Source organism: Streptomyces pyxinae (assembly GCF_024756275.1).
GTDB classification, from domain to species: domain Bacteria; phylum Actinomycetota; class Actinomycetes; order Streptomycetales; family Streptomycetaceae; genus Streptomyces; species Streptomyces pyxinae.
Map to the genome: position 1 here is coordinate 175,960 of NZ_JANUGQ010000007.1, position 19,262 is coordinate 195,221.

Annotated in this window: 16 protein-coding genes; 12 read left to right on the forward strand and 4 right to left on the reverse strand. The window is 73.9% G+C overall.

Annotated features, from left to right (window positions below; translation table 11 throughout):
- Positions 1–49: 49 nt before the first annotated feature.
- Positions 50–2,488 carry an excinuclease ABC subunit UvrA gene (locus NX801_RS11050; RefSeq protein WP_258787182.1) on the forward strand — a complete coding sequence of 813 codons (2,439 nt, stop codon included), beginning with the start codon at positions 50–52 and terminating at the stop codon, positions 2,486–2,488.
- A gap of 286 nt (positions 2,489–2,774) precedes the next feature.
- Here the strand turns inward: NX801_RS11050 and NX801_RS11055 are convergent, their stop codons facing one another.
- Positions 2,775–3,647, reverse strand: a complete 873-nt coding sequence (locus NX801_RS11055; protein WP_258787183.1) for an AraC family transcriptional regulator — start codon at positions 3,645–3,647, stop codon at positions 2,775–2,777.
- 357 nt (positions 3,648–4,004) lie between these two features.
- Entirely contained in the window at positions 4,005–4,787 is a 783-nt protein-coding gene (locus NX801_RS11060) for an MBL fold metallo-hydrolase (protein WP_309505819.1), read from the reverse strand.
- A gap of 90 nt (positions 4,788–4,877) precedes the next feature.
- On the opposite strand from NX801_RS11060, the gene NX801_RS11065 reads away from it, so the two are divergent.
- From NX801_RS11065 to NX801_RS11090, 6 genes are all read left to right on the forward strand, one after another.
- Positions 4,878–5,480 (forward strand): TetR/AcrR family transcriptional regulator, encoded by a 603-nt coding sequence (locus NX801_RS11065; RefSeq protein ID WP_258787185.1) that lies wholly within the window; start codon positions 4,878–4,880, stop codon positions 5,478–5,480.
- 402 nt (positions 5,481–5,882) lie between these two features.
- Positions 5,883–6,911, forward strand: a complete 1,029-nt coding sequence (gene argC, locus NX801_RS11070) for an N-acetyl-gamma-glutamyl-phosphate reductase (protein WP_258787186.1) — start codon at positions 5,883–5,885, stop codon at positions 6,909–6,911.
- Positions 6,908–8,059, forward strand: a complete 1,152-nt coding sequence (argJ, locus tag NX801_RS11075; protein ID WP_258787187.1) for a bifunctional glutamate N-acetyltransferase/amino-acid acetyltransferase ArgJ — start codon at positions 6,908–6,910, stop codon at positions 8,057–8,059. The genes argC and argJ overlap by 4 nt, the downstream gene beginning before the upstream one ends.
- A complete protein-coding gene (gene argB, locus NX801_RS11080) occupies positions 8,056–9,057 on the forward strand; it encodes an acetylglutamate kinase (protein ID WP_258787188.1) in 1,002 nt (333 codons plus the stop codon). Before argJ ends, argB begins: the two co-directional genes overlap by 4 nt.
- Positions 9,054–10,286: an acetylornithine transaminase gene (locus NX801_RS11085; RefSeq protein WP_258787189.1), complete on the forward strand. Its 1,233-nt coding sequence runs from the start codon at positions 9,054–9,056 to the stop codon at positions 10,284–10,286. The genes argB and NX801_RS11085 overlap by 4 nt, the downstream gene beginning before the upstream one ends.
- Before the next feature lie 10 nt (positions 10,287–10,296).
- Complete coding sequence (locus tag NX801_RS11090; RefSeq protein WP_309505817.1) at positions 10,297–10,887, forward strand: arginine repressor; 591 nt, start codon at positions 10,297–10,299, stop codon at positions 10,885–10,887.
- A gap of 836 nt (positions 10,888–11,723) precedes the next feature.
- Here the strand turns inward: NX801_RS11090 and NX801_RS11095 are convergent.
- Positions 11,724–12,440 carry a L,D-transpeptidase family protein gene (locus NX801_RS11095; RefSeq protein ID WP_258787190.1) on the reverse strand — a complete coding sequence of 239 codons (717 nt, stop codon included), beginning with the start codon at positions 12,438–12,440 and terminating at the stop codon, positions 11,724–11,726.
- A gap of 211 nt (positions 12,441–12,651) precedes the next feature.
- On the opposite strand from NX801_RS11095, the gene NX801_RS11100 reads away from it, so the two are divergent.
- The 3 genes from NX801_RS11100 (at position 12,652) to NX801_RS11110 (ending at position 16,114) form a co-directional block, all read left to right on the forward strand.
- On the forward strand, positions 12,652–13,845 hold the full coding sequence (locus NX801_RS11100; protein WP_258787191.1) for an argininosuccinate synthase: 1,194 nt from the start codon (positions 12,652–12,654) through the stop codon (positions 13,843–13,845).
- Positions 13,846–14,132: 287 nt separating this feature from the next.
- A complete protein-coding gene (gene argH / locus NX801_RS11105) occupies positions 14,133–15,590 on the forward strand; it encodes an argininosuccinate lyase (protein ID WP_258787192.1) in 1,458 nt (485 codons plus the stop codon).
- Positions 15,591–15,769: 179 nt separating this feature from the next.
- The gene (locus NX801_RS11110) at positions 15,770–16,114 is read left to right on the forward strand and encodes a hypothetical protein (RefSeq protein WP_258787193.1); all 345 of its coding nucleotides are present in this window, start codon (positions 15,770–15,772) and stop codon (positions 16,112–16,114) included.
- A 126-nt stretch (positions 16,115–16,240) separates the two neighbouring features.
- Here NX801_RS11110 and NX801_RS11115 read toward each other — a convergent pair whose 3' ends face one another.
- A complete protein-coding gene (locus NX801_RS11115; protein WP_258787194.1) occupies positions 16,241–16,702 on the reverse strand; it encodes a DUF4190 domain-containing protein in 462 nt (153 codons plus the stop codon).
- Between the two features lie 340 nt (positions 16,703–17,042).
- On the opposite strand from NX801_RS11115, the gene NX801_RS11120 reads away from it, so the two are divergent.
- Positions 17,043–17,594: a TetR/AcrR family transcriptional regulator gene (locus NX801_RS11120; protein ID WP_258787195.1), complete on the forward strand. Its 552-nt coding sequence runs from the start codon at positions 17,043–17,045 to the stop codon at positions 17,592–17,594.
- The gene (locus NX801_RS11125; protein WP_258787196.1) at positions 17,591–19,156 is read left to right on the forward strand and encodes an MFS transporter; all 1,566 of its coding nucleotides are present in this window, start codon (positions 17,591–17,593) and stop codon (positions 19,154–19,156) included. The genes NX801_RS11120 and NX801_RS11125 overlap by 4 nt, the downstream gene beginning before the upstream one ends.
- Positions 19,157–19,262 lie beyond the last annotated feature (106 nt).

Below are 19,262 nucleotides of genomic sequence, written 5' to 3' on the forward strand. Positions count from 1 at the left end.
GCGCGGGCGGCCCGGCCCATCCGGTCCCGCCCACCCGAGGGGAGACACGATGAGCAGCACGGATCCACGGACGACGGCGGCGGATCCACGGACGGCGGCGGATCCGCGGTCGACCGCGCCGCACACCGCCGACAGCCACGACCTGATCCGCGTGCACGGCGCGCGTGTCAACAACCTCAAGGACATCAGCGTCGAGATCCCGAAGCGCCGGCTCACGGTGTTCACCGGGATCTCCGGCTCGGGCAAGAGCTCGCTGGTGTTCGGCACCATCGCCGCCGAGTCGCAGCGGCTGATCAACGAGACCTACAGCGCCTTCGTCCAGGGCTTCATGCCGTCGCTCGCCCGGCCCGAGGTCGATGTGCTCGAAGGACTGACCACGGCGATCATCGTGGACCAGGAGCGGATCGGCGCCGACCCCCGCTCCACGGTCGGCACCGCCACCGACGCCAGCGCCATGCTGCGGATCCTCTTCAGCAGGCTCGGGCAGCCGCAGATCGGCCCGCCCGGCGCCTTCTCCTTCAACGTTCCCTCGGTCCGGGCGAGCGGCGCGATCACGGTCGAGCGCGGGGCCGGCAAGACCGTGAAGCAGACCTTCACCCGGGTCGGCGGCATGTGCCCGCGCTGCGAGGGCCGGGGCACGGTCTCGGACATCGACCTCACCCAGCTCTACGACGACACCAAGTCGATCGCCGGGGGCGCGCTCACCATCCCCGGCTGGAAGGCGGACAGCTGGTGGACGGTCCGGATCTACGCCGAGTCGGGCTTCCTCGACGCGGACAAGCCGATCCGGGAGTTCACCGAGCAGGAGATGCGCGACTTCCTCCACCGGGAGCCGACCAAGGTGAAGGTCGAGGGCATCAACCTCACCTACGAGGGGCTGATCCCCAAGATCCGCAAGTCCTTCCTGGCCAAGGACCGGGAGGCGATGCAGCCGCACATCCGGGCGTTCGTGGACCGGGCGGTCACCTTCACCGCCTGTCCCGAGTGCGACGGCACCCGGCTCAGCGGGGCGGCCCGGTCCTCGCGGATCGGGGAGCTGAACATCGCCGACGCCTGCGCGATGCAGATCAGCGATCTGGCCGAATGGGTACGCGGCCTGACGGACCCGGCGGTGGCGCCGCTGCTCGCGGCGCTGCGCGAGACGCTGGACTCGTTCGTGGAGATCGGCCTCGGCTATCTCTCGCTCGACCGCCCGTCGGGCACCCTGTCGGGCGGCGAGGCCCAGCGCGTCAAGATGATCCGCCATCTCGGCTCCTCGCTCACCGATGTCACCTATGTCTTCGACGAGCCCACCACCGGACTGCACCCCCATGACATCCAGCGGATGAACAACCTGCTGCTCCGGCTGCGGGACAAGGGGAACACCGTGCTGGTCGTGGAGCACAAGCCGGAGGTCATCGCCATCGCCGACCATGTGGTGGACCTCGGCCCTGGGGCCGGCACGGAGGGCGGCGCCGTCTGTTTCGAGGGCACCGTGGCGGGGCTGCGCGCCGGCACCACCCTCACCGGGCGCCATCTGGACGACCGGGCGGCGCTGAAGGGGACGGTACGGAAGCCCGCCGGCGCCCTGGAGATCCGCGGCGCCACGGCGAACAACCTGCGCGAGGTCGACGTCGACCTCCCGCTGGGGGTGCTGGTCGTCGTCACCGGGGTCGCCGGTTCCGGGAAGAGTTCGCTGCTGCACGGGGAACTGCTCCGGCAGCCGGGCGCGGCGGATGCCGGGGTGGTCTCGATCGACCAGGGCGGGATCCGCGGCTCCCGGCGGAGCAACCCGGCGACCTACACCGGGCTGCTCGACCCCATCCGCAAGGCGTTCGCCAAGGCCAACGGCGTGAAGCCGGCGCTGTTCAGCGCCAACTCCGAGGGTGCCTGCCCGGCCTGCAACGGCGCCGGGGTGATCTACACCGACCTGGCGATGATGGCCGGGGTCGCCTCCACCTGCGAGGAGTGCGGGGGCAAGCGGTTCCAGGCGGCGGTACTGGAACACCGCTTCGGCGGCCGGGACATCAGCGAGGTGCTGGCGATGCCGGTGACCGAGGCCGAGGAGTTCTTCGGCGCGGGCGAGTCGCGGGTGCCCGCGGCGCACCGGATCCTGGCCCGGCTCAGTGATGTGGGGCTCGGCTACCTCAGCCTCGGCCAGCCGCTCACCACGCTCTCCGGCGGCGAGCGGCAGCGGCTGAAGCTGGCCACGCACATGGCCGAGCAGGGCGGTGTCTATGTGCTGGACGAGCCGACCGCGGGGCTGCACCTCGCGGACGTCGAGCAGTTGCTCGGCCTGCTCGACCGGCTGGTGGACTCCGGCAAGTCGGTCATCGTGATCGAGCACCACCAGGCCGTCATGGCGCACGCCGACTGGATCATCGACCTCGGCCCCGGCGCCGGCCACGACGGCGGCCGGGTCGTCTTCGAGGGCACCCCCGCCGACCTGGTCGCCGCCCGCTCCACCCTGACCGGCGAGCACCTCGCGGAGTACGTCGCCGCCACCTGACCGGCCCGCCCCCGGGTTACGGGTGCCCCGGCATCCGCCCCGGGGCCGCCGGACCGCCCGGCCCGCCCGGCGGAGGCGGGCCCGGGCACTCGCCCCCGCGCGGCCGGGGCGGGCCCGGGCACCCGCACCACGCGGAGCCCCGCGCCCACCGGCACGCGCAGGCCCGGACACGCGCCCACCGGGCGGCAGGCCCCGGACACCCGCGTCACACGGGCACCCGGCACGGGCGGGCCCGGGCCTCGCACCACCCCTGGGCCCCGGGCCCGCGGGCACCCCGGCCCCCGGCTCAGCCCCGCTCCGGCTCCACCGGCAGCCACAACTCGGCGTCGGCCTCCTTCCCGTCCGGCGAGAGCCGGGTGCGGAGGATCTCCGGGCCGGGGCGGCTGCGGTACGGGTTGGCCGGGAACCACTCGGTGAACACGTCCCGCCACAGTTCCTGGACGGCCTCCGGCATGGGCCCGGAGGCGGTGAACACGGCCCAGGTGCCGGCCGGGACGGCCAGGGCGGCCGTGCCCTCGGGGGCGTCCCCGGAGGCGGACGTGATCACCCCCTGGTAGTAGTCGAGTTCGGTGCCCTCGGCGCGGCTCGGGTCCAGATCGTCGCAGACCGCGACGATGCCCCGGGGCTCCTGGTCCGACAGCTCCGCCAGCCGCTCCGTGGTCTCCGGCGGTATCCCCCGCGTGAAGTCGATGATCGCCTGGTTCGGCCCCCTGTGCACCAGAGGTACCCGGGCCCTGGGACCCACGACGGTGAACGCCGCCCGGTCCTCGACGCGATAGCGCATGCTGCTGCTCCCTTCGACGGTGAGACGGAAGGCCAGCCGGGGCTGGGAGACGAGCGCGGCACCGGTACGGCGGGCCTCGCCCGGACCGACCCCGTGCATCGCGCGGAACGCCCGGGCGAACGACTCGCCCGAGCCGTAGCCGTAGCGCACCGCGATCACCAGCAGCGACTCACGTCCGGCGAGCACCTCGGCGCCCGCGACGGTGAGCCGCCGGCGCCGTACGTACTCCGACAGCGGCATCCCCGCCAGGGCGGAGAACATCCGGCGCAGGTGGTACTCCGAGGTGGCCGCCACCCGCGCCAGCCCGCCCACGTCGACGACCTGGTCGAGATGGCGCTCGATGTGCTCCATCGCCTGGTTGAGCCGCTCCAGCACCCCTTGGTCCTTCCCCTTCGGTGAGCACCACGCTAGAAAGCCGGCCCCCCGCCGCACCCGACATTCCCTGCCCGATCATGTCGGGTGCCCCCGGCGGTACCCCGCCGGGGGCACCCGGCGCGGCACCCGGCCGGGCCTCCGGGGGAGCGCCGGAACCGGATCCGGTGGAGCACCCCGGGGAGTGGCTCCGCTCAGGGCTCGCCACAGCCGGCCGGGCCCGTGCACGGCCCGACCGGTCCGTCCGCGTCCCGGGACACCGGTTCGCGGACCCCGCACCCCGCGCACCGGAACAGGCCGGTCACCCGCTCGTACGCGCACTCATGGCCGCCGGACCCGTCGGCACGGCGGAGTGTCCGGTCAGGTGGCCAGGTCCAGCCATTCCCCGACGGCCAGCACATGGGCGCGCCGTCCGGCGTGCGCGCGCAGTTCGTTCTCCGGGTCGGGGACCTCGGCATAGCCCGCGATCTTGTCCGGCTGCTCCGGCTCGTAGTGGATCGGCACCGCGTACCGGGCGTCGAGGATCTCCGCGGCCGCGGCGGCCTGCCTCGGGTCCAGCGCGGCGGGCAGCGGGCTCGGCGGCCGCAGGTGCGGCGCGTCGACCACGGCGCCGTTGGCGGGCAGGAACGCCGCGTCGAACGGGCTGAACCGGCGCGCGATGAGCCACCAGTAGCCGTGGAACATCGTGTCGCCGCCGTGGAAGATCCGCTGCCCGTCGGCCTCCACCACCCAGTTCAGCTGCGGGTCGCCCAGTCCGTCGACGGCCGGGACCGCGGTGACGCGGAACGGCCCGATGTCGTGGGTGGACCAGGCGTCCACGACCTGGACGGCCAGCCGGTGCCGCGCCAGTTCGCTCTCGGCCGGCAGGGTCGTCACGTTGTCCGTGTCGTCGCCGTGGCCGGGCGCCGGTCGCAGCACCGGCGCCCCCGGCGTCAGTACGTCCGCGAGCGCGGTCGCGTCGGTGTGGTCCCGGTGCAGATGGGTGACCAGCGCGGCGGCGACCTCCCCGCTCGGCGCTGCCAGCCACTCGCCGGGCTTCCACCCCGTGAACAGCGGTGAGAGGTCCCGCACATAGTCGATCACCAGTCGCCTGCCGCCCGCCTCGATCTCCAGTCCGGCCCAGCCCAGTCGTCGCACCCGCATCGCGCACTCCTTCGTCTCGGTGGCGGCAGAATTTAGCGTACGAACGTTCTCCAAGTAAATAGCGGACGCTCGTACGCTAAGCTTGCCGTCATGTCACCACGACGCTCGGCAGCCGAGGCGCGGGCCACCAAGGGCCGGATTCTCGGCCGTGCCGCCGAGATCGCCTCCGAGGAAGGGCTGGACGGCATCACCATCGGCCGGCTCGCCGAGGAGCTGGAGATGAGCAAGTCCGGAGTGCACAAGCACTTCGGCACCAAGGAGACACTGCAGATCTCCACGCTGGACAAGGCCTTCGTGGACTTCTGGCACCGGGTGGTCGAACCGGCGCTGGGAGAGCCGCCGGGCCTGCGGCGGCTGCGCGTGGTGTGCGCCAACTCCGTGGGTTATCTGGAAGCGCCGCTGCTGCCCGGCGGCTGCCTGATGACCGCGGCGCTCACCGAGTACGACGGCCGTCCCGGCCGGGTCCGCGACGCGGTGGCCGAGGTGTGGTCGCGCTGGCGGGAACAGCTCCGCGCCGACCTGGCCGCGGCGGTGGAGAAGGGTGAACTGCCCGCCGGGTTCGACATCGACCAGGCGCTGTTCGAGATCGTCGCCGCCGGGCTGGCGCTGAACGCGGCCATGCAGCTCCAGCACGACCGGTCGGCCGCGGGCCGGGCCCGCCGCGCGATCGACCGGGCCCTGAACCAGTCCTGACCGCGCGCCGGACACGGGCCGGCGGCGTCACCGTCGCGGCCACCCCCGCCGCCCGGACGCGACCGCCCGCGGCCGCCGACGGCCGCAGACCCGGACAAGCTGCCGCCGGCCCCTCGGCGGGACCCGGGGCATTCCCGTGATCCCGGCCCGGCGCGGAGCCGGCCGTGAGTACGGGCACCGCGCCACCGGCCTCGGCGCGGACGCGCCGCGCCGCTCCGCTCCCGTCGGGAACTCCGCCGGCGCCGGCCGCCGCCACAACCGGTTCCGCCGCTCCCTCGGGGATGCGGCATCCGACTACGACCAGTGGGCCGGGGCGATCGCTCGACACCTTTGCATAAGCGTGCATGACTGCGTATAGTCATGCCATCAGTGCGAGCGGACCGATGGCAGGAGAAGGGGCCGATGGCAGTACGTGTGGCAGTCGCCGGAGCGAGCGGGTACGCGGGCGGGGAGCTGCTCCGTCTGCTGCTCGGCCACCCCGGGGTGGAGATCGGCGCGCTCACCGGCCACTCCAGCGCGGGGCAGCCGCTCGGGGCGCTCCAGCCGCAGCTGGTCCCGCTGGCCGACCGGGTGCTGGAGCCGACCGGGGCCGGGGTGCTGGCCGGGCACGACGTGGTCTTCCTGGCGCTGCCGCACGGGCAGTCGGCCGCCGTCGCGGCGGAGCTGGGCGACGAGGCGCTGGTGATCGACCTGGGCGCCGACTTCCGGCTGAGCCGGGCGGCGGACTGGGAGCGGTTCTACGGCACCCCGCACGCCGGGACCTGGCCGTACGGGCTGCCCGAGCTGCCCGGGGCGCGGGCCGCGCTGGCCGGCACCCGGCGGATCGCGGTGCCGGGGTGTTACCCGACCGCCGTGTCGCTGGCGCTCTTCCCCGCGTACGCCGCCGGGCTCGCCGAGCCCGAGGCGGTGGTGGTCGCCGCCTCCGGGACCTCCGGCGCGGGCAAGGCGCTCAAGCCGCACCTGCTCGGCGCCGAGGTCATCGGCTCCATGTCCCCGTACGGCGTCGGCGGCGGCCACCGGCACACCCCGGAGATGGCGCAGAACCTGAGCGCCGCCGCCGGAGAACCGGTCGGCGTCTCCTTCACCCCGACCCTGGCCCCGATGGCCCGGGGCATCCTCGCCACCTGCACCGCCAAGGCGCGGCCGGGCGTCACCGGGGCCGACGTACGGACGGCGTACCAGAAGGCGTACGCGGACGAGCCGTTCGTCCGGCTGCTGCCCGCCGGCCAGTGGCCGGCCACCGCCTCGGTGCTCGGCTCCAACGCCGTACAGCTCCAGGTGACCCTGGACCCCGCCGCCGGCCGGATCATCGCCATCAGCGCCATCGACAACCTCACCAAGGGCACCGCGGGCGGCGCGGTGCAGAGCATGAACATCGCCCTCGGACTTCCCGAGGAGACCGGACTCACCACGATCGGAGTGGCACCGTGAGCGTCACCGCAGCGAAGGGATTCACGGCGGCGGGCATCGCCGCCGGAATCAAGGACGGCGGCAAGCCGGATCTGGCCCTCGTGGTCAACACCGGCCCCCGCCGCGCCGCCGCGGGCGTCTTCACCTCGAACCGCGTCAAGGCCGCCCCGGTGCTCTGGTCCCAGCAGGTGCTGGCCGACGGCGAGCTGACCGCCGTGGTGCTCAACTCGGGCGGCGCCAACGCCTGCACAGGGCCGCAGGGCTTCCAGGACACCCACGCCACCGCCGAGAAGGTCGCCGAAGTGCTGGAGACCGGCGCCGGCGAGGTCGCGGTCGCCTCCACCGGCCTGATCGGCGTCACCCTGCCCATGGACCGGCTGCTCCCCGGCATCGAGAAGGCGGCCGCCGAACTCTCCGGGTACGGCGGCGAGAAGGCCGCCATCGCCATCAAGACCACCGACACCGTGCACAAGACCGCCGTCGCCGCCCGGGACGGCTGGACCGTCGGCGGCATGGCCAAGGGCGCCGGCATGCTCGCCCCCGGCCTCGCCACCATGCTGGTGGTCCTCACCACCGACGCCGACCTGGACGCGGCGGTGCTCGACCGGGCGCTGCGGGACGCCACCCGGGTCACCTTCGACCGGGTCGACTCCGACGGCTGCATGTCCACCAACGACACCGTGCTGCTCCTGGCCTCCGGCGCCTCGGGCACCGCCCCGGAGTACGCCGACTTCGCGGCGGCGGTCCGGGAGGTCTGCGACGACCTCGGGCGGCAGCTGATCGGGGACGCCGAGGGCGCCTCCAAGGACATCAAGGTCGAGGTGATCAACGCCGCGACCGAGGAGGACGCCGTGGAGGTCGGCCGCTCCATCGCCCGCAACAACCTGCTCAAGTGCGCCCTGCACGGCGAGGACCCCAACTGGGGCCGGGTGCTCTCGGCCATCGGCACCACCTCGGCCGCCTTCGAACCCGACGCGCTCAATGTCGCCATCAACGGCGTCTGGGTGTGCAAGGGCGGCTCCATCGGTGACGACCGGGACCTGGTCGACATGCGCTACCGGGAGGTCCGGATCACCGCCGACCTCGCCGCCGGCTCCGCCACCGCCACCATCTGGACCAACGACCTCACCGCCGACTATGTCCACGAGAACAGCGCCTACAGCTCATGACCGCCGCCGGAACCACCCGCAAGCACACCGCGCTTCCCAAGGCGCAGACCCTCATCGAGGCACTGCCCTGGCTCACCCGCCACCACGGCAGGACCGTCGTGATCAAATTCGGTGGCAACGCCATGGTCGACGAGGAGCTGAAGGCGGCCTTCGCCCAGGACGTGGTCTTCCTCCGGCACGCCGGGCTCCGGCCCGTCGTGGTGCACGGCGGCGGCCCCCAGATCAGCGCCCAGCTCGACAAACACGGCCTGGTCAGCGAGTTCAAGGCCGGGCTGCGGGTCACCACCCCCGAGGCGATGGACGTCGTACGGATGGTGCTCGCCGGACAGGTCCAGCGCGAGCTGGTCGGGCTGCTCAACGAACACGGCCCGTTCGCCGTCGGCCTCACCGGCGAGGACGCCCACACCCTCACCGCCACCCGGCACCGGCCACTCGTCGACGGCGAACCGGTCGACATCGGCCGGGTCGGCGAGATCACCGCGATCGACACCGGCGCCATCGAGGCCCTGCTCGCGGACGGCCGCATCCCGGTCGTCTCCTCGATCGCCCGCTCCCAGGACGACGGACATGTCTACAACGTCAATGCTGATACGGCGGCTGCGGCTCTCGCTGCGGCGCTGGGCGCCGAGACCCTGATGGTCCTCACCGATGTGGAGGGGCTGTACGAGGACTGGCCGCGCAGCGACGAGGTGATCAGCCGCCTCACCGCCTCCGAGCTGGAGAAACTGCTGCCCGAGCTGTCCAGCGGAATGGTCCCCAAGATGCGCGGCTGCCTCCACGCCGTCCGCAACGGCGTCACCACCGCCCGGGTCATCGACGGCCGGGTGCAGCACTCCATCCTGCTGGAGATCTTCACCGACGAGGGCATCGGCACCATGGTCGTCCCCGACGGCCCGCCCGCGGCCGCGCCCGGGCCCGGGCGCGATGTCCCGGCCACGGCTGGTCCCGGAGCCGATGTCCCGGCCACGGCCGCACCCGACGCACAGGGGGAAGCATGACCGCCACCACCGCCTCCGGCGCCGGTACGGAGGCCGGCGGCAACTCCGCGCTGGCCGGGCGCTGGGGAGCCGCCCTGATGGACAACTACGGCACCCCCGCGCTCGCGCTCGTACGCGGGGAGGGCGCCACCGTCTGGGACGCCGACGGCACCGCGTACACCGACTTCGTCGGCGGCATCGCGGTCAACGCCCTCGGCCACGCCCATCCGGCGGTGGTGGCGGCGGTGACCGGCCAGATCCAGCGGCTCGGCCACATCTCCAACCTCTTCACCGCCGAACCCACGGTCGCCCTCGCGGAGCGGCTGCTCCGGCTCTCCGGCCGGGAGGGACGGGTCTTCTTCTGCAACTCCGGCGCCGAGGCCAATGAGGCGGCCTTCAAGATCGGCCGGCTGACCGGCCGGACCCGGATGGTCGCCACCACCGGCGGTTTCCACGGCCGCACCATGGGCGCCCTGGCCCTCACCGGGCAGCCCGCCAAACAGCGGCCGTTCCTGCCGCTGCCCGGCGAGGTCACCCATGTGCCCTACGGCGACACCGACGCCCTGCGCGCGGCCGTCACCGAGGAGACCGCGCTGCTGGTCCTGGAGCCGATCCAGGGCGAGAGCGGCGTGGTCGTCCCGCCGCCCGGCTACCTCCAGGCCGCCCGGGAGATCACCCGCGCCACCGGCACCCTGCTGGTCCTCGACGAGGTGCAGACCGGGATCGGCCGCTGCGGCCACTGGTTCGAGCACCAGGCGCACGGCGTGGAGCCCGATGTGGTCACGCTCGCCAAGGGCCTGGGCGGCGGCCTGCCGCTCGGCGCCGCGGTCGCCTTCGGCCCGGCCGCCGCGCTGCTCCGCCCCGGCCAGCACGGCACCACCTTCGGCGGCAACCCGGTCGCCTGCGCCGCCGGGCTCGCCGTCCTGGACACCCTGGGCGCCGACGGGGCGCTCGACCGTGTCAAGCGGCTCGGGGAGAGACTGCGCGCCGGGATCGAGGCCCTGGACCACCGGCTGGTCTCCCACGTCCGCGGTGCCGGACTGCTGCTGGGTATCGTGCTCACCGAGCCCCTCGCACCCCAGGTGCAGCAGGCGGCTCAGGACGCCGGCTTCCTGGTGAACGCGCCCGCCCCCGATGTCGTACGGCTGATGCCGCCGCTGATCATCGGCGATGACGCGGTGGACGCCTTCCTGCGGGCCCTGCCCGGCGTCCTCAGCAGCGTGGACGGGGAAGCACGAGCCGGAGAATGAGACGACGACGATGAGCGAGGCACAGGAGATCGAGCAGACCGGGCGGGCCGAGCGGACCGGACAGGCCGAGCAGACCGAGCAGACCGAACACGGGGGGCCGTCCGTGCCGCAGACCCGGATGGCACGCCACCGCCGGATCGTGGACATCCTCAACCGGCAACCGGTCCGCTCCCAGAGCCAGCTGGCCCGGCTGCTCGCGGACGACGGGCTGAGCGTCACCCAGGCGACGCTCTCCCGCGACCTCGACGAACTGGGCGCGGTCAAGATCCGCAACACCGGTGGTGAGCTGATCTACGCGGTGCCCAGCGAGGGCGGCTTCCGCACCCCGCAGGCGCCGCTGGGGGAGTCGGCCAAGGAGGAGCGGATGCGCCGCCTCTCCGGCGAACTGCTGATCTCCGCCGAGGCCTCCGCCAACCTGGTGGTCCTCCGCACCCCGCCCGGCGCGGCCCAGTTCCTCGCCTCCGCCATCGACCAGGCCGAACTGCACGCCATCCTCGGCACCATCGCGGGCGACGACACCCTGCTGCTCATCTCCCGCGACCCCGCCGGCGGCCAGGCCCTCGCCGACCACCTCCTCCGCCTGGCCCAGCGGGAGCGGTAGCGGGGCAGCGGGCCGTACGGGGACGAGCACCGGGCTCGTACGCCCCGGCCCCGGACGCGGCCCGGTCCGGCTCCCGGTCCCGGCGGCCGCCCGCTCAGCAGGCGGCCACCGGAACCAGCGACACCAGGCGCCCGGGCGGCACCGTGCGCAGGGACCGTACGGCGCCGGAAACTCTTGGTGCCGGTACCCGGCAGCCCGTAGGAACGCTCCGTCGAGGTCCGGTGATACCCCGGGCAGACGCCGGAGACCACGACCGTCCGACCGTCGTCGGTCACCCGCTGGGTGAAGCGGGCGGTCACCCGCCCCGGGCCCCTCGCGCGGTACGGGAGGTCCGCCTCGTGCCGGGCGCGGGGGGAATCAGCCGTCATGCCGCCGCACCCCTGTGCGTGCGCTCCATCTGCGTCCTGCCGCTCCTGCCGCACCTGCTGCTTCCGCCGCTCCGTCCCCTGCCCCGCCCGGTGCCTGTCGGGGCCACCGGCGCTCCCCGGGTGCTCCGGACCGCCCAGCGCCTCCAGTCCTCCGAGCCCGAAGATTCGGGCGGTGATCTCGTCCCGGTCGGCGTTGCGCAGGGTCTCGATCTCGTAGCCCGCGCTCTTCAGCGACGCCGCCGGCGCCCCGAGGTCCGCCGTGACCGCCTCGTCCAGCGGTGCGAAGCGGTGGGCCGCCTCCGGGACGTTGCCCACGCCGGTGAGCAACGCCTTGCGCGGTTCCGCCATGTGCCCTTCCCGTCGTGGGGGCCATGCTGCCACCGCGACGGGCGGGGGGTGCGGGATCCGGGCAACCCGGCGGCCGCGGTGCGGTGCCCGGGACCGGCCCGTCGGCGCGCGCACCCGGGCTCAGTACCGCACCAGTGCCGTCTCCCCGTCGCGCGTGCCGATCGCCAGGTGCGGGCGGGCGGCGGGGCGGGCCCAGGCGAGGAGGCGGCGCATCGTGGCGACCGGCACCGAGACGCACCCGGCGGTGGCCCCGGTGCCGTCGGCGTGCAGAAAGATGCCCGCGCCCCGGCCGCGTACCGGACGGGCGTAGTTGTAACCGATCACCAGGGCATGGGCGTACTGCCGCTCATAGGTGATCAGGTGTTCCGCCTCGGCCGCCCGGCAGTCGGCGGGCAGGCCCTCCACCCAGCGGTTGTACGCGCGGGACGCGGTGTCCTGGCACCACCAGGAGCGCTCGGTCACCCGGCGGTGCGGAAGCGCGGTGCGCGGCGGGGGCGGCTGGATGCCGAAGGCGTACGGCAGTGGGAAGAGCCCGGTCGGCGTGGTGGAGGTGCCCTGCACCCGCCGCTCGCCCGCCACCAGACCCCCGGCCCCGAAGCGCGCCGGGGCCGTACCCGCCCGGACCCAGCGGCCACCGCGCCGGTCCCACCAGGTGAGCGTCCCGGCGGTGCTGCCCGTGGTGGCCGCCTCGGCGGTGATCAGCTGGCGGCCGCCGCCGGTGTCGGCCATCCGGTCCGGCAGCGGCAGCTCCCGGGGGCCGGCCGAGGCGGGTGCGGGCGGCGCCAGCAGCGCGGCGGCGAGCAGCGGGGCGGCCAGGGCGGCCGGGCGGAGGCGCATGGCCGCCACCGTAGGCGCGGCCCGTGCCCCGTGCCGCCGGACTCCGCCGGGTGGCGGTATCCGGTCCCGCCGCCCGCCCGTGTGCCCGTTCGCCCGCCGCCGGGGCGCGGACGAGACGGCCCCGTCGGGAAGCCCCTGGGAGCCCTTTGACAATCCATACGGAGGACTGCATAGTTATACCTGTCAGCGCATGCATCGTAAGGAGAACCCCGTGACCGAGCGCGTCGTACTCGCCTACTCGGGCGGTCTGGACACCTCCGTCGCCATCGGCTGGATCGCCGAGGAGACGGGTGCCGAGGTCATCGCCGTGGCCGTGGACGTCGGCCAGGGCGGCGAGGATCTGGACGTCATCCGCAAGCGCGCGCTCGCCTGCGGTGCGGTGGAGGCCGAGGTCGCGGACGCCCGGAACGAGTTCGCCGACGAGTACTGCCTGCCGGCCATCAAGGCCAACGCCCTGTACATGGACCGCTATCCGCTGGTCTCGGCGCTCTCCCGGCCGGCCATCGTCAAGCACCTGGTCGCCGCCGCCCACAAGCACGGCGCCACCACGGTGGCCCACGGCTGCACCGGCAAGGGCAACGACCAGGTGCGGTTCGAGGCCGGCATCCAGGCGCTCGGCCCGGGGCTGAAGTGCATCGCGCCGGTCCGGGACTACGCCATGACCCGGGACAAGGCCATCGCCTTCGCGGAGCGGGCCGGGCTGCCGATCGCTACCAGCAAGAAGTCCCCGTACTCCATCGACCAGAACGTCTTCGGACGGGCCGTCGAGACCGGGTTCCTGGAGGACATCTGGAACGGCCCGATCGAGGACATCTACGAGTACACCGCCGACCCCGCCACCCCGCGTGAGGCCGACGAGGTGGTCATCACCTTCGAGGCGGGCGTCCCGGTGGCGATCGACGGCACACCGGTCACCGTCCTCCAGGCCATCCAGCAGCTCAACGAGCGGGCCGGCGCCCAGGGCATCGGCCGGATCGACATGGTCGAGGACCGGCTGGTCGGCATCAAGTCCCGCGAGGTCTACGAGGCCCCCGGCGCCATCGCGCTGATCACCGCCCACCAGGAGCTGGAGAACGTCACCGTCGAGCGCGAACTCGCCCGGTACAAGCGGCAGGTGGAGCAGCGCTGGGGCGAACTGGTCTACGACGGCCTCTGGTTCTCGCCGCTCAAGCGGGCCCTGGACGGCTTCGTGGACGAGGCCAGCCGGCATGTCTCCGGCGACATCCGGATGACCCTGCACGGCGGCCGGGCGGTGGTCACCGGCCGGAAGTCCGAGCAGTCGCTCTACGACTTCAACCTGGCGACCTACGACTCCGGCGACACCTTCGACCAGTCCAAGGCCCAGGGCTTCATCGACATCTTCGCGCTGTCGTCGAAGATCGCCGCCAAGCGTGACCTGAGCTGACCCCGGCTCGTTCGGCCGGTGTCCGGTGTCCGGTGTCCGGTGTCCGGTGTCCGGTGTCCGGTGTCCGGGGCCGGGTGCCCGGTGGCCAGTGGCCAGTGGCCAGTGGTCGGTGGTCGGTGGCCGGTGGCCGGGCGCCGGGCCTTCCGGCGCCATGACCGGCGACCCGCCGCCGGACCTCCGGGCGCGACGCCCCGGCTCTCCACCCCGACCTCAACGCTTTCGATCCCGAGATCCCGAGTTCTCATCCGGGCGGTTCCATCCGCCCGGGCCTTCCGAGGAGCTGCGCAGTGAGCACCCATCACGGTGATGTCCCCGACGGCGACGCCCCGGCCGGTGACGTCCGGCTCTGGGGCGGCCGGTTCGCCGACGGCCCCGCCGAGGCGCTGGCCCGGCTCTCGGCCTCCGTGCACTTCGACTGGCGCCTCGCGCCGTACGACATCGCCGGCTCCCGGGCCCACGCCCGCGTCCTGCACGGGGCGGGGCTGCTGACCGCCGACGAGCTGGAGCGGATGCTCGCCGGGCTCGACCGGCTGGAGCGGGACGTCGCGGACGGATCCTTCACCGGCACGGTGGCCGACGAGGACGTGCACACCGCCCTGGAGCGCGGCCTCCTGGAGCGGCTCGGCGCCGAGCTGGGCGGCAAGCTGCGGGCCGGCCGGTCCCGCAACGACCAGGTGGCCACGCTCTTCCGGATGTATCTGCGGGACCACGCCCGGACCCTCGGCGGGCTGCTGGCCGACTTCCAGGACGCCCTGGTGGGTCTCGCCGAGGCGCACCCGGACGTCGCCATGCCGGGGCGTACGCACCTCCAGCACGCCCAGCCGGTGCTCTTCGCCCACCATGTGCTCGCCCATGTCCAGGCGCTCTCCCGGGACGCCGAGCGGCTGCGCCAGTGGGACAAGCGGACGGCGGTCTCCCCGTACGGCTCCGGCGCGCTGGCCGGTTCCTCGCTCGGCCTCGATCCGCGGGCGGTCGCCCGGGACCTGGGATTCGAGCAGGGCAGTGTGGGCAACTCCATCGACGGCACCGCCTCCCGGGACTTCGTGGCGGAGTTCGCCTTCATCACGGCGATGATCGGGGTGAACCTCTCCCGGATCGCGGAGGAGGTGATCATCTGGAACACGAAGGAGTTCTCCTTCGTCACCCTGCACGACGCCTTCTCGACCGGCTCCTCGATCATGCCGCAGAAGAAGAATCCGGACATCGCGGAGCTGGCCCGGGGCAAGTCCGGCCGGTTGATCGGCAATCTGACCGGGCTGCTCGCCACCCTGAAGGCGCTGCCGCTCGCCTACAACCGGGACCTCCAGGAGGACAAGGAGCCGGTCTTCGACTCCTGCGACCAGCTGGAGATCCTGCTGCCGGCGCTCACCGGGATGATGGCCACGCTCACCGTCAACCGGCAGCGGATGGAGGAGCTGGCCCCGGCCGGGTTCTCGCTCGCCACCGACATCGCCGAGTGGCTGGTCCGGCAGGGCGTCCCGTTCCGGGTGGCGCACGAGGTGGCCGGGGAGTGCGTCAAGGAGTGCGAGGCGCTCGGCATCGAGCTGGACGAGCTCACCGACGAGCAGTTCGCGAAGATCTCCGGGCATCTGACCCCCGAGGTCCGTACCGTGCTGAGCGTCCCGGGCGCCCTGGCCTCCCGGGACGGCCGGGGCGGCACCGCGCCCTCCGCCGTGGCCGTCCAGCTCACCGAGGTCAAGGCCGATCTGGTCGTCCAGCACGCCTGGGCCGACGCGCGGAAGTAGCCGGGCGGCCCGGCGGAAGCCTCGGCGGCCGGGACGGCACGCGGACGTGACCGGGACGCCGGGACAACGGGCCGACACGGCGGAAGCGGCCCGTCCGCCCTGGCCGATAGCGGGGAAGCGGCCCGTCCGCCCCGGGTCGTCCCGGCACCCGTCGCCTCCGTGACCGGCACACTGGGCCCATGACACGCCAGGAGCCCCCGGAACGGACCCCCGACGGACACTTCGTCGTCATCGGCGGGCGGCGGTGGCGAGCGACCGATCCGGCCCTTCCGGAGGAGACCGCCGCCCGCCTGCGGAGCCACCTCATGGCGGCCCGCCGGGCGGTGGGCGCCGCCTTGCGGGCCCGGGACGAGGCGGGCGAGGCGGCCGCCCGGGCCCGGGTCCACACCGCCAAACTGGCGCTCGGGGAGCGCGGCACCCCGTGGTGGGAGCAGAGCGATCCGGCCCGGCGGCGCCGCTGGGAGCAGGGCCTCAAGGAGCTCGACGACCACCAGGACGGCGACCGCCAGGACGGCGACCCCTAGGACGGAAGCCGGACCGGGTCGGAAGCCGGACCGGACCGGGTCGGTGCGGACCGGGACGGACCGGGTCGGGTCGCACCGGGGCGGGACCTCCGGCGGAGCGCCGCCCCGGCGACCGGAGACCGGCGACTAGCGCGTCTTCTGGTCGACGTCGCGCTGGAACTGCCGGGAGCAGTCGTCCCGGTCGGCCTGGGTCTTGGCGTGCTCGACGCAGTCGCTGTAACTCTTGAACTCGTCGCTGTTCAGGACCGAGAGACCGATGGCGGCGACCACGACCGAGCCGATCAGCGCGAGCGCGCCCAGCACGATGCCCGCGACGGCCATCCCGCGGTGCCGGGCCCGGCCGCCGCGTGCCCGGCGGGCGCCGACGATGCCCAGGATCAGCGCCAGGAGGCCGAGGATCACGCCGCCGAACACCGACCAGAACAGCAGCAGGCCGATGACGCCCAGCACGAGCGCGGCGATCGCCATGCCGTTGCCGCGCACGGGAGCGGGCGCGGGTTCCTGCGGGCCGCCGGCCGGGTAGGGCTGGTACCGGCCCGGCTCGGCCGCGCCCTCCCTCGGGCCACCGCTGTAGTCCTCGAACGACATGCCGCCTCCCTGGCTGCCTGATCGCGGGTCCCGATGACCGCGCAGGTGCGGCTCCGATACCCCGATCGACGGGCCGGACACCCGCCGTCCTCCGGCCGCCCGGCCCGCCCCCCCGGCCGGCCGTGCCGCGCCGTCCCCCGGCCGCCCGGCTCGCCCCCCGGCCGCACGGCCCGCGCCGCCGTCCCCGGGCCCGGCCCGTGCCGCACCGTCCTCCGGTCGCCCCGGATCGGCCCGGGCCGGCCCGGGCCGGCCGAGGCTCGTCCGGCGCCGGGACCCCCGGGAGCGAGACGTCCGGGATACTTATGAGACACACATGTCTCATTCCGAGTAGGGTTGTCTCATGACTGTCGATCGTGAGCAGGTGCTGCGCACCGCCGCCGCCCTTCTCTCCCGCAGGGCGACCGCCACCATGGACGAGGTCGCCCGGGCCGCCGGCATCGGGCGCGCCACCCTGCACCGGCACTTCGCCGGCCGGGACGCGCTGGTCCGGGCGCTGGAGCAGCTGGGCATCGCGGAGTGCGAGGCCGCCGTCGCGGTCGCCCGGCTGGACGAGGGCAGCGCCGAGGACGCGCTGCGGCGGCTGGTGGCGGGGTTCGAACCGGTCGCCGGGCTGCTGTCCTTCCTGGTCACCGAGAACCAGCTCTTCGAGGACGGCGAGCTGAACGAGGGCTGGGCCCGGCTGGACGCCCGGATCTCCGCCCTCTTCCGGCGCGGCCAGGAGCGCGGCGAGTTCCGGATCGACCTCACCCCCGCCTGGCTCACCGAGGCGCTCTACGGCCTCGTCGGCACCTGTGCCTGGTGCGCCCAGGACGGGCGGGTCGCCGCCAAGGACTTCCAGTACATGATCACCGAGTTGCTGCTCGGTGGAGCGCGCAGGAGCGTGGAACCATGACCCGTACCGATCACACCGGCCGGACCGGCCCCTCCGGCGGGGGCGCCGACCCGGCCCACCGGCCGGGCCGCTGGCTGGCGCTCGGTGTCCTCGTCCTGGCCGTCCTGCTGGTGGCCGTCGACGCCACCGTGCTCGGCCTCGCCACCCCGTTCCTGAGCGAGGACCTCAAGCCCTCCGGCACCCAACTGCTCTGGATCGGTGACGTCTACTCCTTCGTCATCGCCGGACTGCTGGTCTCCATGGGCAGCCTCGGAGACCGGATCGGCCGCAAGAAGCTGCTGCTCAGCGGCGCGGTGGCGTTCGGAGCCGTCTCCGCCCTCAACGCCTACGCCACCAGTCCCGAGATGATGATCGTCGCCCGGGCGCTGCTCGGCGTGGCCGGCGCCACCCTGATGCCGTCCACCCTGGCGCTGATCCGCAACATCTTCCACGACCCGCGCGAGCGCAGCCTCGCCGTCGGTGTCTGGGGCGCCATGGCCTCGGCCGGCGCGGCGGTCGGCCCGGTGGTCGGCGGCTTCCTGCTGGAGCACTTCTGGTGGGGTTCGGTCTTCCTGATCAACCTGCCGGTGATGGCCGTACTGGTGCTGGTCGGCGCCAAGCTGATCCCCGAGTCGAAGAACCCGGCGCCGGGCCCCTGGGACCTGCTCAGCGTCGTCCTGTCGCTGGTCGGCATGGTCGCCGTGGTGTACGCGATCAAGGAGGCGGCCGTCCACGGCTTCCGTGCCGACGCGATCGGCGCGGCCGTGCTCGGTGTCGCCGCCCTCGTCTGGTTCGTCCGCCGTCAGCTCACCCTCCCGGCCCCGCTGCTGGACATGCGCCTCTTCCGGAACCGGGGCTTCTCCGGCGCGGTCCTCGCGGACCTGCTCACCATCCTGGGCCTCTCCGGACTGGTCTTCTTCCTCTCCCAGTTCCTCCAGTTGGTCCAGGGCCGTCATCCGCTGGAGGCCGGCCTGGCCGAACTGCCCGCCGCCGTCGGCGCGGTGGTGGCGGGCCTGGTCGCCGGCAGCGCCGCCCGCCGCTTCTCGGTGCGCTCGGTGGTCGCGGGCGGGCTCGCCGCCGTCGGCCTGGCGCTCGCCGTGCTGACCCTGCTGGACCGGAGCTCCGGCTATCCGGTGCTGGGTGCCTCGCTGCTGGTGGTGGGCCTCGGCGCGGGCTTCGCGTTCACCGTCACTGCGGACGTGATCCTCTCCAGCGTGCCCAAGGAGCAGGCGGGCTCGGCGTCGGCCGTCTCCGAGACGGCGTACGAACTCGGCGCCGCGCTCGGCATCGCGCTGCTGGGCTCCATCGTGACCGGCGTCTACCGGGGCTTCGCCCTGCCGCGCGGCGTCCCGGCCGGGGCCGCTTCGGCCGCCCATGAGTCGCTGGGCGGCGCGGTGGAGGCGTCGGCCGACCTGCCGGACGGTGCCACGGCGGGGGCGCTGCTCACCGCCGCCCAGGACGCGTTCACCGAGGGGCTGCGTACCGCGGCGGGTGTGGGCGCGGCGGTGCTGCTGGCCACCGCGGTCGCCGCCTGGTTCCTGCTCCGGGGCCAGCGGCTGGCGGACGGCGTCGAGCACCCCTGACAGTCCCGTACGGCCCCTGCCCGGCCCCGTACCCGGCCGCCGAACGCACGGACCGGGTACGGGACGGGCGTCCTGGTACGCGGAGGATCCTCCGGTACGCCAAGGG

Excerpts from the sequence above, each read along its gene's own strand:
- NX801_RS11050 (WP_258787182.1), top strand. The coding sequence starts at position 50 with ATGAGCAGCACGGATCCACGGACGACGGCGGCGGATCCACGGACGGCG.
- NX801_RS11060 (WP_309505819.1), bottom strand. The coding sequence starts at position 4,787 with ATGCGGGTGCGACGACTGGGCTGGGCCGGACTGGAGATCGAGGCGGGC.
- NX801_RS11065 (WP_258787185.1), top strand. The coding sequence starts at position 4,878 with ATGTCACCACGACGCTCGGCAGCCGAGGCGCGGGCCACCAAGGGCCGG.
- argC (WP_258787186.1), top strand. The coding sequence starts at position 5,883 with ATGGCAGTACGTGTGGCAGTCGCCGGAGCGAGCGGGTACGCGGGCGGG.
- argB (WP_258787188.1), top strand. The coding sequence starts at position 8,056 with ATGACCGCCGCCGGAACCACCCGCAAGCACACCGCGCTTCCCAAGGCG.
- NX801_RS11085 (WP_258787189.1), top strand. The coding sequence starts at position 9,054 with ATGACCGCCACCACCGCCTCCGGCGCCGGTACGGAGGCCGGCGGCAAC.
- NX801_RS11090 (WP_309505817.1), top strand. The coding sequence starts at position 10,297 with ATGAGCGAGGCACAGGAGATCGAGCAGACCGGGCGGGCCGAGCGGACC.
- NX801_RS11095 (WP_258787190.1), bottom strand. The coding sequence starts at position 12,440 with ATGCGCCTCCGCCCGGCCGCCCTGGCCGCCCCGCTGCTCGCCGCCGCG.
- NX801_RS11110 (WP_258787193.1), top strand. The coding sequence starts at position 15,770 with ATGACACGCCAGGAGCCCCCGGAACGGACCCCCGACGGACACTTCGTC.
- NX801_RS11115 (WP_258787194.1), bottom strand. The coding sequence starts at position 16,702 with ATGTCGTTCGAGGACTACAGCGGTGGCCCGAGGGAGGGCGCGGCCGAG.
- NX801_RS11120 (WP_258787195.1), top strand. The coding sequence starts at position 17,043 with ATGACTGTCGATCGTGAGCAGGTGCTGCGCACCGCCGCCGCCCTTCTC.
- NX801_RS11125 (WP_258787196.1), top strand. The coding sequence starts at position 17,591 with ATGACCCGTACCGATCACACCGGCCGGACCGGCCCCTCCGGCGGGGGC.